This is a genomic window from Azospirillum sp. 11R-A, assembly GCF_049472615.1.
GTDB classification, from domain to species: Bacteria; Pseudomonadota; Alphaproteobacteria; order Azospirillales; family Azospirillaceae; genus Azospirillum; species Azospirillum palustre.
Genome location: NZ_JBCEBL010000033.1, coordinates 13,850 through 27,324, shown reverse-complemented (window position 1 = coordinate 27,324; position 13,475 = coordinate 13,850). Strand labels below are relative to the sequence as shown.

The window sequence follows — 13,475 nt, the reverse complement described above, 5'->3', positions numbered from 1 at the left end:
GCAGAACCGCAATCCGTTCAGACCAGGGTGCGGGCGATGGCGTTGATGGCCTTCATGCCGGAACCGAAGCGGGCGATGGGCTCGCGGTGGCTCTCGAGTTCGCCGTATGGCAGGTAGCGCACCTGGAGGTCGGCGACGCGGCTGAACGCCGGTCGGGTCAACTGGGCACGGACCTCGTCCTCGCGGCCGTTCGGCGCCACCAGGAACATCCCTTCCAGGGCATGTGCCTCGGTGCCGAGCGCCAGATCGAGCATGCGGACGACGCCCGAGTAGATTGAGGTCGAGTGCTCGACTTCGAAGGCAGCGGCAACATGGGCCTTGCCCCGGTCGAGCCACAGGACGTCGATGAGCCGGATGGCATCGGCACCGGGCGCTTTCTCGATCGCCTCCGGCAGTCGCTCAAGGCAGCCCTCACCGAGCTTGCCGCCGTCGTAGGCCCGGCTGCGGTCATTGGCGGCGATCCACACGTCATAGCCCAGCGCCTTGCCCAGATCACGCAGCCATCCTTGAATCTCGGTGTGCGTGCGGTCGCCCTCGCGCTCGGCCGCCGCAGCCTTGGAAGCCTTGGCGCTCTCCTCCCGCACCTTGGCGAGGTCGGCTTCCCACGCGGCGCGGGCGGCGGCATCGTTGGTGCGCGGCGGCGCGGCGTAGCGTCCGGAGCCGACGTCGAACAGCAGTCCGCCGATGGCCCCGAGATCGTTGGACAGAAGGTCGCGGTATTCGGCGTTCAGCGCCAGAATGCCCTGACGCATCGCCAGGAACTCGTCCCACCGGCCAAGCTTCACCTTGGCGCCGGTTAGAGCGTTGTAACCGCTGGCGATGGCCGTGTTGAACGGCGGCACCAGGGTCGGGTGCAGGAAGTACAGCAGGTTCGCCACCGCCGGCCCAAGTCCCTTGATCTGCCTGGCGTTGATCTGCCGGATGGCGGCGAGGATTTGCGCCTCGACGTTGCAGCAGATGCAGGCGTCGAGCAGCCGCCCGAAGGCGCGCTGGTTGTCCGGGTTCTCATAGATGTCCGGGATGCGCAGTTTGGGCTTCCACAGGAAAGCGTGGTCGGCTCCCTTGAAGATCTGGCGCTGCTCGGCGATCGAGTGCACCACCGTCTCCAGCGACGAGCCGCGATAGGCGTTGCCGAAGGTGTTACCCTCAATGTCGCTCACGACCTGCTGAATGCCGCGGCGGATCGAGCGGAAGTTCTTCACCCGCTCGTCCCAAAGAAACCAGGTCCGGTACGTCGCACCGGCATCCTCACGCCAGCGTTGGATCAGCGCGCGCATCGGGTCGGACAAGGAAGGCTCCTTCGCTCGAGGTGAGTGAACCCAGAGTAAAGCAGCGCTCCCTCCATCGCAACTAGGGGGAGGCCTGACGACGGGATCCGAGCCGATTACTGATCGGGCGGGAACGCTGAGGCATCGGCCCCGGTTGCTCGTAGGGTGCTGCTACGCATCCCCATCTGCCTCTGGGAGACCTCTCATGCCACAGCGCCCGAAGACGTCCGCCATTCTTCCGACGATCGCCGTGCTGACCGCGGCCCTGACCGCCGCCTGCGCGCCGACACAGCAGGCCACGGGTCAACCGACGACGACCGGCATGCCCGCCCAGCAGGGCACGGCCATGCAGCAGGGAACGCAGGCACATCAGGACATGATGCAGGGGGGCTCGATGTCCAACTCCCCAGGCTCTCAGGCGATGATGGGGTCGATGCAGAAGATGCAGCAGTCCATGATGGCGCAGCCGATGACCGGCGATACCGATCACGAACTCGCCTCCATGATGCGGGAGCATCACCGGGGGGCTGTCGACATGGCGCGGGTCGAACTTCAGAACGGGCGCGATCCCGAGCTCCAGAAGATGGCCAGGAAAATGATCACCGACCAGGAGAAGGAAATCCGGCAACTCGACCGCTGGCTCGCCCGCCATCCGGCCAAGCCGCCCCAGAGCTGATGGCGGCAACGTTGGCCTGTTGTCGCTGAGACCGCTGTCTCCGGCGTCGGCCGAGGTGGACGGTTCAAATACACCGTCCACCGTCGGTCCGATCAATCGGGCTTACTGACACCTCGATACTTGGAGCCAACATGGCTGCCGCCATTTCGAATGGCACACAGAAAGAACTGCGTTGCTCAATCATCCTCAAAACGAAAGATCGGACTTGAGATCAATGTCGCTGGAAACACTGCCCGAACTGCATCATTGAAGATGCCGAGTTTTCATTGAGTGCATTGCTTATGTCTTCGGCTTCCTCCGGCTGAAGTCCGATCAGCGGAAGCCCATTGAGCTCCGCAAGTTGCCCGGAAGCCGTGTCGATCACCGTCCATCCGGTGAGATCCCAGCCAATACGGTATCGTGTCTGCATCCCTGATTATCGCGCTGCAGCAGAGTGATGGCAATCGGGAGCTTCCCTATCTGCAGGGAGGCATGACCACGACGGACCCGGAGACCAACGCGGAGCGTCTGGAAGGCAGATTTGGTGCAGCTGCCAAGCCCCGGAAAACAGGACATGGAAATGCCCCCGGAACCTCGATCCATAAGGCCTCGGATCGACGTCGGTCCACCACCCAGCCGATCATCGCTCCCATCCACTCGATCTGCCTGCGATCAGCGTTGAATCGGGTTGACGATCAACACGAAATCAATCGCGTCTGCGAACGGCCGCAGCGTAAACTCTGGTGCTGCGGCGGTGATGATCCTCCCTCAGCTGAGGACCAAGGATCGTCCGTGCGTCCCTTCCGATCCTCACAAAAATCGAAATGCCAAATGTCACCGATCAATCCCCACGCTGGTCAAGCGCCTCGTCCCAGCTTCAGCAAGGCACGGTCTGCTGGCGCCGGCGCGACCGGAGTTCGCCCGGCAGCGGCCAGGATGAGCGGATCGGCGTTCCAAAAGCAGGCTCAGTGGCTTTCTCGAGCTCTCGATGCCGAACGTGCCGGCGACCGCGTTGAAGCGGAGTTGTGCCGGCAGTACGCCGAGCATTGGTTCCGTGTATCGCGGGGAGAGGATTGAGGGTGATGAGCGAAACCACTTTGACAGCGCGGGAACGGGCATTGGTCCGCAACGAGTTCATGGTGCGCTTTGGGCAAGCGCCGAGGCTGGACAACGGCATCCTGGTGAGGCGCTGGGCCACCGGACCGAACAAAGGAAAGCCCAAGCCCGGGTCGGTCATTCAAGGAATGCTGGACCGCGGATTGTTGGAGCTGCGGGACGATGGTGGTCATTGGTTGCGGGCTCGCTTTACCGAAGCTGGGCTTGCGGCTCTCCGGCATATGGCCGAAGAGCCGCGCGCGTTGCCACCGAGTGAGTATCAACATCTCCTTGATGAGCTGCGCCGTGGGTAATCGGCAGGTCACGGCTGGCCAGTGGCAGGCCACAGCCGTGAGGCTGAATGTCGTTTCGGCGAGCCGGTTAGCGAGGTCCTTCAGCACCAGGCGCGCGGCACAGCGCGCCGACGGTCGTCAGAGCCACCTCGCGGATGAGGTTCTCGGGCCATCGGATGGATCCCCACAATGGCCATGGTGGTCAGGTTGCGGAAGGCATATCGTTGGGAGTGCCGGTTGGCGTATCGAGCGGCGCGCCTTTCCGGGTGGCCGCCATGAGGTTCACCTCCATTCTGCTGTCCGCGCCGCTGCTCCTGTCCTGTGCGGCCTCCACCGTAGCCGCGGAGGGGGGGAATGACGCTCCGGAGGGATCCGGAGCCGCGCACAGCGTCGTTGCGGTATACGACCCAACGACCTTTCGCCTCTGTACGGGAACCCTGGTGACGACGAGGGCGGTTCTCACGGCCGCGCATTGCGGCTCCTCCCCGGGGCGGTCGCTCTTGATAGTCTTTACGACGCACGCGGCCGGTCATCTGGCCACGGCCCCGTCTCTGCCAGCCTCCCACTTCGAGCCCTCGCCCGCATGGGCCGAAGGGCACGACAAGCCGTGGGATCGGGGTGACGTCGCCATCGCTATTCTCGATGGGGAGGCCCCATCCCCGTATCACCCGGCCCCACTGGTGGCGGTCGGCGAAGGGTCCGGCTATTGGCGGCACCACCGGCGGGCGATGGTTGCCGGGTACGGCAGTACATCGCACGACCGGAACGTAGGCGCCGGCCATCTGCACCAAGCGCAGCTGACCTCCCAGGTTTGGGAGTGGACCGTGACGGAACTCTTCGCAAACGACGAGAGGGTCGGCGCATGCGAGGGTGACTCCGGCGCGCCGTTGTTCCTGACGCTGCCATCGGGCGAACTTGCCGTCTCGTCCCTGGTGAGCCGCAGCCTCCTGAGCTACGGCCCACAGCTTTGCTCTCATCGCTTCGGCCTGACGAAACTGGGAACGTATCGGGCCTGGATCGACGAGGTGCTCGATAAGCAGCACGCCGGACGAGCCCGTTGGCTCCCCGCGTCCCCAGCCTTTGCGGTAGCTCCGGAAGGAAACGACATGGTCGGCGTCGGCGAGGTCAGGCGTGCCACCCAGCGGAAGGATGGTCTGTAGGCGGCCTTCGAATTCGGTGCCACGTCGATGGTGACAACATCCTCGTCGCCTGCCGGGTATGGGGCCCGGCCCTGCCGAGATGGACGACAGCCATGTCACGGTCCGAGTGCAGGAGGGGCGCGCCGACGTCGCCAACCATGCTGTTCCCAACTTCGACCAGTTCAACGCGGAAGCGGTCTGCAGAGCTCGTCGGCGCACCAGCGCTCGCGGCCCCGGACAGGAGAACCAGGGAAGCCGCGAAGATCAGCAAGGTGTGGATGTTCTTCGTGGAGGGAACTTCCGATGGGGCCGACCCGCCGCAGGTCCGATTCAATCCCGCCGCGTAATGGCCACCGTGCACTGGAAGCGGAACGTCGTGCTTGAGTTCACTGGAGTGGCGGCATTCGGCCTTGGCCTGACCCTCGCCCGGTTCGTCGTCCGCGGGGCACGGCGGCGACGTCGTCCTCCTGAACCGTCCGGAAGATGGGTTGCGGGCGACCGTCACCTTCTCGCGGGTGTCGGCATGCGGCGCGCCACGCGGAAACGCGCCAGCTGGGCCGGACCCTTACCGCTGTGCCTGTTGGGGAGGATGGCGCTCGAGCCACTTGTCCAGCTGCCTGATCTCCTTGGCCTGATCCTCGACGACCTTCTTGGCCAGCTTCGTCATCTCGGCATCCTTCCCGTACTGGATCTCCACCTTGGCCATGTCGACGGCGGCTTGATGGTGCGCCCGCATCATCGACGCGAAGTCATGGTCGGCATCACCGGTCATTGGCTGTGCCATCATGGACTGGTTCATATTGTCCATGGTCTTCATGTACGCCTCCGACGCCGGGGTCTTCGGCATCTCGTGCTGCATGCCGCCCTGGCTGTGATCCATCATGCCCTGAGACTTCTGCCCGAGGGACGGGCCAGCCGCGAGGAGAATTGCCGTCGCCAACGGAACGGCAATGCGGAGCGAAGTGTTCGACAACATGGAAATGTCCTCCTTGTCAGGGCAGCCGGACATCGCGCAGTTAGGCTGCCGTAGAACGGTTAACCGGGCCGTCCCGGTATTGTTGCCGCGAATTCAGCAGGGGTCAGCCACCATCCGCTGCCGGCTCGAGGGTGCGCTGGACACCGCTGCAGGCAAGGCCGGACTTTTCCAAGTCGCGCAGAATGGAGCAATCCGGCCGCTGGTCGCCATGGCACGCCTCGGCAAGCTCGTGAAGCGTGTCCGCCATCGCCCGCATCTCGGCGATCTTCGCCTCCAACTCGGCGACGTGATCCAGGGCGATCCGCTTCACCTCGGAGCTTGCGCGCTCCTTGTCCCCCCACAAGCCAACGAGGTGCTGGATGCGTTCAATGGAGAAGCCGAGCGTACGGGCCCGCTTGATGAACCGCAGGACATTCACCTCCTGCGCCGTGTAAACCCGGTAGCCCGAGGCGGTGCGGCCCGCCTCCGGGATGAGGCCGATGGACTCGTAGTACCGGATGAGCTTGGCGCCGACGCCAGACGCCTTAGAAGCCTGACCGATGTTCATGGCGTTCTCCTCAGATGCCCCTGGGCTTCCAGCCGCGGAGCGTAAGCGCATTCAAGACAACGCTGACGGAGCTCAGCGCCATGGCGGCCCCCGCCAGCACAGGGCTCAGGTACCCGAGGGCGGCGAGCGGGATGCTGATGACGTTGTAGGCGAAGGCCCAGAACAGGCCCTGCTTGATCTTGGCATAGGTCCGCCGGGAGACGTCCACGGCCCCGCCGACCAGAACCGGGTTACCACGCATCAGGGTCACCCCGGCCGTCGCCATGGCCACATCCGTGCCGGTGCCCATGGCGATGCCGACATCGGCCGAGGCCAGGGCCGGAGCATCGTTGATGCCGTCGCCAACCATGGCCACAACCTTGCCCTCGCGCTTCAGGCTCGCCACGACCTCCGCCTTGTCTCCGGGCAGCACCTCGGCGAACACCCGGTCGATGCCAAGCTCCCGGGCGACGGCATTGGCGGCGCCTTTGCTGTCGCCGGTGACCATGACGGCCTCAATGCCTTGCTCGTGCAGCTTCTGGACAGCCTTGCGAGCCGCCTCTTTCACCGTGTCACCGAACCCCACGATGCCCAGCACACGCCGCTCCGGCGCCAACTCGAACAGCCAGGAGACCGTCTGCCCAGACTTCTCCCAGTCGGCAGCAGAGACCTCCAGGGCGTGTTCGGCATGACCATTCTCCGCAGCCAGCCTTCTTGAGCCGAGTTGAGGAGTCCGGCCCTCCACGATGCCGGAAATCCCGCGCCCTGGGAGCGCCTTGAAATCACTCAAGGCCGCAGCCGTGATGCCTTCCACGCTGGTACGCTTGCGCATGGACCGGGCGAGCGGATGCTCACTGCCCTGCTGTAGGGTAGCCGCCAAACGCAGAACCTCTGTGCGGAGTTGATCGGCTGCCGGGGACACATTTGTCACCATCGGCTTGCCCTCGGTCAGCGTCCCGGTCTTGTCGAAGGCCACGGTCGTGACGGCGTGCGCCCGCTCGAGCGCCTCGGCGTCCTTGATGAGGATGCCATGCCGCGCGGCCGCACCGGTGCCGACCATGATCGAGGTCGGCGTGGCCAGGCCGAGCGCGCAGGGGCAGGCAATAACCAGGACGGAGACAGCCGTCACGATGGCTGCCTCCACGTTGCCGGTGAAGCCCCACCAAGCCACGAATGTAACGATGGCGATGAGCAGGACCACCGGCACGAAGATGGCGCTGACGCGGTCAACGGTACGCTGGATGGGGGCCTTGGACGCTTGCGCGCCCTCCACCATCCGGACGATCTTTGCCAGCATGGTCTCGGCACCTACGGCGGTCGTCTCGACCATCAGCAGGCCATCGACATTGATGGAGCCTCCGGTGACCTTGGCCCCTGCGGCCTTCTCAACCGGCAGCGGCTCGCCCGTCAGCATGCTCTCGTCGACACTGCCAGTGCCCTCGACAACCCGGCCATCGACCGGTATGCGCTCGCCGGGCCGCACAACCACGAGGTCGCCCCGCCTCACTTGGCCAACCGGCACCTCGATCTCGGCGGCGCCGCGACGAACGCGGGCGGTATCCGGCCGCAGGCTCATCAGGGCACGGATGGCGACCGCGGTCTGGCCCTTGGCACGGGTTTCCAGCCATTTCCCAAGCAGCACAAAGGTGATCAGGACCGCCGAGCCCTCGAAGTAGAGGTGCGGCATTCCATGCCCCGGATGCGCGGTCAGGAGCATGTAGATGCTAACGCCCCATGACGCCGTCGTGCCAATGGCGACCAGGAGGTCCATATTCCCGGCGCCTGCCCGGACGGCTCTGTAGGCGGCCCTGTAGAAACGCCATCCAAGCCAGAACTGCACCGGAGTTGCCAGCAGGAACTGGAGCCAGCCTGGCGGCATGACATCGTAGCCAAGCAGGTCGCCGACCATACCGACCACCAGCGGCAGCGACAGCACCGCGCCGATGAAGACGTGCTGGAGCTCTTTGCGGCTGCGGTCTTGCGCCTCGTCCGACGCCGTGGTGGTGCCCTCGGTGGCGGGTCTGGCTTGGTAACCCGCCTTTTCGATGGCAGCCGCCAGGGTCGAGGAGTCGATGCCATGACCGGTGACATGGGCACGCTCAGTCGCGAGGTTCAGGGCCGCATCGGAGACACCGGGCACCTTCCTCAGCGCCTTCTCGACCCGACCAACGCAAGACGCGCAGGTCATACCCTCGACGCGGAGGTCAAACTCAGTGGTCGCGGGTTCGTAGCCCGCCTTCTCGATCGCCTCGACAACGCCCAGGGTGTTCGGAACTGAATCGGCGAAGGAGATGCGTGCCTTCTCTGTTGCCAGGTTCACCGATACGTCCGCTACGCCCGGCACCTTGCGGATGGCCCTCTCGACCCGGGCAACGCAGGACGCACAGGTCATCCCGCCGACGGTGATGTCGATCTCCGACGCGGCCAACTCCTGCGGTCCCGTCCATTCTCTTGCAACTGCATCAGCCATGGTTGGCTCCTTCATCCTTAGCTGACCATGGAGATGGTCCTTCCAGTCATTGGAAGGTCAAGGGGGGAATCGGCAGCGGCGGATTCGGCACGTCCGTCTGCATGGATTCAGCCGAGAACTCCACAGATTGCTTCCGCATCACCGGAAGCATGTGGCGCCCAAACCGCGAGATCGTAGCGGGCGATGCTACCTTCTCGCCGGCGCACCGCTCTGGTTCGTCTGGCCCATCATGGCCTGGCAGTGCTGCATCATCTGGGCGTGGTCCATCTGACCCATGGTTCCCGAGGCCATCGAACCACTGCTGCCCTGCATCATGTCCCGGCAGTGCTGCATCATCTGGGCGTGGTCCATCTGGCCCATCTCAGAATGTTTCATGCCCGACTGACTCGTCATGCCTCCCTGGCGTCCCGACGTGGTCGTCCTGGACGCCTCCCCGGTGCCACCGGCGCAGGCGGCGAGCCCAAGCATCAGGGCAGCTAGCGAACTGGCGCGCAAACCGTGACCAAACATCATCGTCCTCTCCTTTCCAAGGGTGGATATAGTTCCAGTGAGATCCCGGTGATCGGCGACGGTCCCGGGAGCAGCTTCCTGGCCGCTCCCGGTCCTCGGTATCACGCGGCGTTGCGGACGTCGTAACCGGCGTCCTCGATGGCCTGCCTGACGGCGCCTTCGTCGGCATCGCCCTGGACGGTCACCTCACCGGCCTTCAGGTCCACGACCGCGCGTTCGACCCGTGGCAGAGCCTCCACAGCTTTCGTGACGGTCTGGGCGCAGTGACCGCAGGTCATTCCATCGACTTTGAACTTCAGCATGGTGTCCTCCTGGTTAGCGGATACCCCCAGTTTCCGGCTTCCTATCGCTGGAAGGTCAATATCCAACTCACGGCGCTTGAGGGCGACCGAGGGTAAAGGACTTGGAGGTTCAGAGTCTGACCTGGATCGGTACTGCTCGTAACCACCGGTGAGGCGAGCACCGACCCGGAATTGGGGTCACTACACGAAAGTGATCAGATTGTCCGGGATGTGAGAACGGACTGGGAACTCATGCTGCAAGCAAGGACTGCAATCTCCGCAACGGCCTGAGACCGGTTTCCGGAAGAGGGTCGGCCCCCCAGACATAGTCACCGGTGAGGCCGATATGCTCCCATCCCAGAGGCGCCACATGCCGCATCAATTCGGAGGTTACGCCATGCCCTTGGCTTGCCAGTTCGGCGAAGGCAGCTTCGAGATAGCGTGTGTTCCACAGGATGATAGCGGACACCAGCAGGTTCAGCCCCGATGCCCGGAAGACCTGGTTCTCGAAGCTGCGATCGCGCATCTCACCCAGGCGGTTGAAGAAGATTGCCCTGGCCAGGGCGTTCCGAGCCTCTCCCTTGTTGAGGCCGGCGTTGGCGCGCCGGCGGAGGGCGGGATCACGCAGCCACTGTAAGGTGAACGCGGTCCGCTCGATACGGCCGAGTTCTCGCAGAGCCAGGGCCAAGCCATTCTGGCGCGGGTAAGCCGAGAGCCGCCGCAGCATGGTGGAGGCCGTCGCGGTGCCCGAGCGGATCGAGGTCGCCAGCCGCAACAACTCCGTCCAATTGGCCGCGAGGTGCTCGATGTCGATGGTTCCGCCAACCAAGGGCCGCAGAATGGCGGGTGCCTCCCGACCGGGCAGCAGGTAAAGCCTCCGGTCCTTCAAATCGCGGATACGCGGGGCGAAACGGAATCCGAGCAGGGCACATAGGCCGAAAACGTGATCGGACATTATATGGACATTTGGCTCCAAGGAGCCTTTCGAGCGTTCTTGTGACGACATCGGACACAGGGGGCATCTATGGCCAGGATCGAGCGCACGGAGGGGCAGTCGGTGCGGTATCGCTTGGTCTCGGCAGCGGGTGAGCCGGTGCCGATCGTCCAGGATTTCCTCGCCCACCTGCTCGCCCGGGGTTGTTCACCCAACACGGTAGCCGCCTACGCCTTCGACCTGCGCCACCTCTGGACCTTCCTGGAAGCCTCGGGTCTGCCCTGGAACCGGATGCTGCCCCCCGATGCGATCGGTCTGCTCGCCCATCTGCGCAGCGTCGCGGTTCGCCGGAGGCGGCGCGCCGAGCCGTCCTTGCTTGCGGCGGGCGGTGATCGCGTGCTGGGCCTGTCTGCTGCGGCTATCAACCGGGCGCTTGCTGCGGCGGCCTCGCTTTACGAGTTCGCCATCGTCGCGGGGCGTCTCGATGGCCCCAACCCGCTGGCGTGCGGGGAGCACAAGAACGCCGTTCCGGTGACGGACCGCCATCGGCCGTTCCTGGATGGCATCGCGCGGCGCTCGCCGATCCGGCGCGGCATGCGGGTGAGGACGGCGCTCCGGTTGCCCCGCCCGCTCGAGCCCGAGCAGGTGGCGGCGCTGGTCGGCTGCCTGCGCTGCAAGCGGGACCTTGCCCTGGTCAGGCTCATGTTGGACGGGGGCCTGCGCCCGGGCGAGGCATTGGCGCTGCGGGTCGCGGACGTCGCCTACGGCCGGCGCCGGGTGGTGATACGGCACGATACCGAGCACCCCAAGGGTGTGCGGCCGAAATCGCGCACGGAGCGCGTTGTCGACCTGCACGAACCGGAGACCCTCGCCGCCGTCGCCGACTACATGATGTCTGAGAGGCCGGTTGAGGCGGACTCTCCCTACCTGTTCTTAGTCGGTGGCCACGGCCGACGCCGACTGGAGCCGCTGAGCTACGCGGCGCTGGCCAAGCTTTTCGCCCGGGCAGCAGCGCGCGCCGGCATCCGCGAGGCCTGGGTCACTCCGCACGCGCTGCGCCACACACACGCCACACGCATGTGGGAGGGTGGGATGCGCGAACTGGCGCTGCAGCGCCGGCTGGGACATGCCTCACCGGTGTCGACGCGCATCTACACCCGGGTGTCCGATGCCGCCGTCGTCGCGGAGTATCGCCGGGCCGTCGGGCTTGATCGGGAGGTCCCATGAGGGCCGGACCCGTTCCGGCGGCGGCGATGCACGCCCGTGATCGCGTTGCCCCCGTCTTTCCGCCGAGGCACTGTGACGATGCCGAGTACGTGGCTTACATCCACGGGCTGCCGCTGGCGCCCATGGTCAAACGCCAACGCATCGCGATCCGACGCCGGTTCGAGCGGTTTTGGCCGGAACTCGCGGACTGGTTCGCGGCGCCCATGGGGGTGCGCGTCGCCCGATTGCCGGCCCGGCACCAGGGCGACGCCGTCCGCATCAACAGCTACGCGGCGCGCAGCTATCTGTACTATCTGGCACTCACGGATCGGATCCGGCTCGATCCGCCCTGGCTGTTGGCCATCGGCGACCTCCGGGCCGTCCAAGTGGCGGCGTCGCTCGGGATCGACCTGGGAATCGAATTGCTTGCGGCGGAGGCTGCTGCCCACGGACTGGAACGGTTCGGCGCCAAGCTCAGCTTAGCCTGGGCGATGGCGCGCATCGCCCTGTGCTTCGGGGCCCGCGGGGCCGCCGCGGTTTCGGACGACCATGTGGATGCGCTGATGGCGGCCATCCGGGAATTCGGCGCTCGGCCGGACGTCGGCGAGTTCTGGGGCTCCGCAGAGCGGTTCCGGGTGTCGCCCGCCAAGGCCTGGGTGACCCACCTCGGCCGACTGCGAATGATCCTTTACCACCGCGGCCAGGCTGCAGCCGAGCCGCGCAAGGCGATGCCGGGCTACGCGGCTCCCGCGCCGCCGCAAGCGGCCATGCTGGCCTTGGTCGAGCGCTGGCTGGAGGTGCGCCGGCTGACCGACAACCCGTCCACGGTCTATCACCTGTCCGTCGGCATGCGGCATTTCCTGCATTATCTGGCGGAGACCGTGCCGGAGGTGCAGGACTTCGGCGCGGTGACCCGCGACCACGCGCAGGGCTTCATGCACCGGATGGCGACGGAGATCCGGCCAACGACGGGACGCATTCTGGCGCCCAACACCCGTCGCGACCGGACAGGCGCTCTGGCGCAGTTTTGCCGGCAGACGGCCGCCTGGGGCTGGGAGGGCGCTCCGCCCCGGCAACTGGTCGACCGGCGTGACTATCCTCGGGCAGCGGAGCGCATCCCCCGGTACATCCCTGCCGACGAGCTGGCGCGGCTCATGGTGGCCATCCGGTCCATGACGTGCGTGTATCAACGCGCCGCCCTACTCGTGGCGCGCTGGTCCGGCGCGCGGCGGGCGGAGGTGCGTCGCCTCGCCATTGACTGCCTTGACCGCTACCCCGACGGGACAGCGCGGCTGCGGCTGCCGGCCGGCAAAACGTTGCGTGAGCGCATTGTGCCCCTGCACGACGAGGCGGCCGAGGCGATCCGGGTGGTGCAGGCGCTGCGGGATGGCCGTCCGGATCGGCCCTGCACCGACGAGGTCACCGGCCTTGGCGTGCGCTACCTGTTCGTGATGAACGGGCGGCGTTTGTCGTTGCACTACTTGTTCGAGACGGCCTTGCAGGCTGCCTGCCGTGAGGCCGGACTGGTCGATGCCCGAGGCCGAGGCACCGTGTCGGCGCACCGGTTCCGGCACACCGTCGGCACTGAGCTGGCGGAGAAGGGGGCCCGCCTGCACACGATCATGAGCATCCTGGGCCACCAGAGCCCCGCGATGTCGATGGTGTATGCGCGGATCAGCGACCCGGAGGTTCTGCGCGATTACCGGTCCGTGCTGGGCCCGGGCGCCGTCATCGCCGGCCCCGGTGTCGAAGCGCTGCGCGCGGGCCGGCTGTCGGATGAGGCCGTGGACTGGCTCAAGCTCAACTTCCTGAAGACCGAACTGGAGTTGGGACACTGCCTGCGGCTGCCCTCCGAGGGGCCGTGCGAGTGCGACCTCTACCTGACCTGCGCGCGGTTCGTGACAACGCCGGCCTACGTCGGCCGGCTACGGGAGCGGCGGCACGTCGAGATGGCCTTGGTCGAGGATGCGCGCTGCCGGGGATGGCCCCGGGAGGTGGACCGCCACCGCGCCGTTGTGGCCAGGATCGAGGGGCTGCTCGGCGAGTTGGGCGAGCCGATTGATCCGCCACCTCAAGGCTGACCGGCGGCTGACCGGATGGGTCCACAGCAACCCCCCGTGCG

The 13,475-nt window shown here is 66.0% G+C and carries 13 protein-coding genes and 1 pseudogene; 6 read left to right on the top strand and 8 right to left on the bottom strand.

The features are described 5' to 3' along the window. Positions 1-17: 17 nt before the first annotated feature. Positions 18-1,289, bottom strand: coding sequence for a type II restriction endonuclease (locus VH569_RS30110; protein WP_423320341.1), 1,272 nt, complete (start codon positions 1,287-1,289; stop codon positions 18-20). Between the two features lie 184 nt (positions 1,290-1,473). Here VH569_RS30110 and VH569_RS30105 point away from each other — a divergent pair, with 184 nt between their 5' ends. Continuing rightward, a complete protein-coding gene (locus VH569_RS30105) occupies positions 1,474-1,944 on the top strand; it encodes a DUF305 domain-containing protein (RefSeq protein WP_423320340.1) in 471 nt (156 codons plus the stop codon). A 211-nt stretch (positions 1,945-2,155) separates the two neighbouring features. Here VH569_RS30105 and VH569_RS30100 read toward each other — a convergent pair whose 3' ends face one another. Beyond that, positions 2,156-2,353 (bottom strand): hypothetical protein, encoded by a 198-nt coding sequence (locus VH569_RS30100; RefSeq protein ID WP_423320440.1) that lies wholly within the window; start codon positions 2,351-2,353, stop codon positions 2,156-2,158. Positions 2,354-2,415: 62 nt separating this feature from the next. On the opposite strand from VH569_RS30100, the gene VH569_RS30095 reads away from it, so the two are divergent. The 3 genes from VH569_RS30095 to VH569_RS30085 all read left to right on the top strand — a co-directional run bounded on the left by VH569_RS30095 (position 2,416) and on the right by VH569_RS30085 (position 4,471). Further along, on the top strand, positions 2,416-3,000 hold the full coding sequence (locus VH569_RS30095) for a DUF4167 domain-containing protein (protein WP_423320435.1): 585 nt from the start codon (positions 2,416-2,418) through the stop codon (positions 2,998-3,000). Positions 3,001-3,005: 5 nt separating this feature from the next. Continuing rightward, on the top strand, positions 3,006-3,332 hold the full coding sequence (locus VH569_RS30090; RefSeq protein ID WP_423320338.1) for a hypothetical protein: 327 nt from the start codon (positions 3,006-3,008) through the stop codon (positions 3,330-3,332). Positions 3,333-3,466: 134 nt separating this feature from the next. Next, positions 3,467-4,471, top strand: coding sequence for a trypsin-like serine protease (locus tag VH569_RS30085; protein WP_423320337.1), 1,005 nt, complete (start codon positions 3,467-3,469; stop codon positions 4,469-4,471). Between the two features lie 544 nt (positions 4,472-5,015). On the opposite strand, the gene copM is transcribed toward VH569_RS30085, so the two are convergent. The 6 genes and pseudogenes from copM to VH569_RS30055 form a co-directional block, all read right to left on the bottom strand. Next, positions 5,016-5,426 carry a CopM family metallochaperone gene (copM, locus tag VH569_RS30080; RefSeq protein ID WP_423320335.1) on the bottom strand — a complete coding sequence of 137 codons (411 nt, stop codon included), beginning with the start codon at positions 5,424-5,426 and terminating at the stop codon, positions 5,016-5,018. A gap of 103 nt (positions 5,427-5,529) precedes the next feature. Beyond that, positions 5,530-5,973 (bottom strand): Cu(I)-responsive transcriptional regulator, encoded by a 444-nt coding sequence (gene cueR / locus VH569_RS30075; protein ID WP_423320333.1) that lies wholly within the window; start codon positions 5,971-5,973, stop codon positions 5,530-5,532. Positions 5,974-5,983: 10 nt separating this feature from the next. Next, a complete protein-coding gene (locus tag VH569_RS30070) occupies positions 5,984-8,422 on the bottom strand; it encodes a heavy metal translocating P-type ATPase (RefSeq protein ID WP_423320331.1) in 2,439 nt (812 codons plus the stop codon). Positions 8,423-8,608: 186 nt separating this feature from the next. Then, positions 8,609-8,935 (bottom strand): hypothetical protein, encoded by a 327-nt coding sequence (locus VH569_RS30065; protein ID WP_423320329.1) that lies wholly within the window; start codon positions 8,933-8,935, stop codon positions 8,609-8,611. 98 nt (positions 8,936-9,033) lie between these two features. Further along, positions 9,034-9,234 carry a heavy-metal-associated domain-containing protein gene (locus VH569_RS30060; RefSeq protein WP_423320327.1) on the bottom strand — a complete coding sequence of 67 codons (201 nt, stop codon included), beginning with the start codon at positions 9,232-9,234 and terminating at the stop codon, positions 9,034-9,036. 229 nt (positions 9,235-9,463) lie between these two features. Continuing rightward, positions 9,464-10,165: pseudogene (locus VH569_RS30055) on the bottom strand (Tn3 family transposase); the annotation flags it as partial. Between the two features lie 72 nt (positions 10,166-10,237). On the opposite strand from VH569_RS30055, the gene VH569_RS30050 reads away from it, so the two are divergent. Together VH569_RS30050 and VH569_RS30045 are read left to right on the top strand one after the other, a co-directional pair. Next, positions 10,238-11,374, top strand: coding sequence for a tyrosine-type recombinase/integrase (locus tag VH569_RS30050; protein ID WP_423320326.1), 1,137 nt, complete (start codon positions 10,238-10,240; stop codon positions 11,372-11,374). Beyond that, the gene (locus VH569_RS30045) at positions 11,371-13,434 is read left to right on the top strand and encodes a tyrosine-type recombinase/integrase (protein ID WP_423320325.1); all 2,064 of its coding nucleotides are present in this window, start codon (positions 11,371-11,373) and stop codon (positions 13,432-13,434) included. The genes VH569_RS30050 and VH569_RS30045 overlap by 4 nt, the downstream gene beginning before the upstream one ends. The last annotated feature ends 41 nt before the right edge of the window (positions 13,435-13,475 follow it).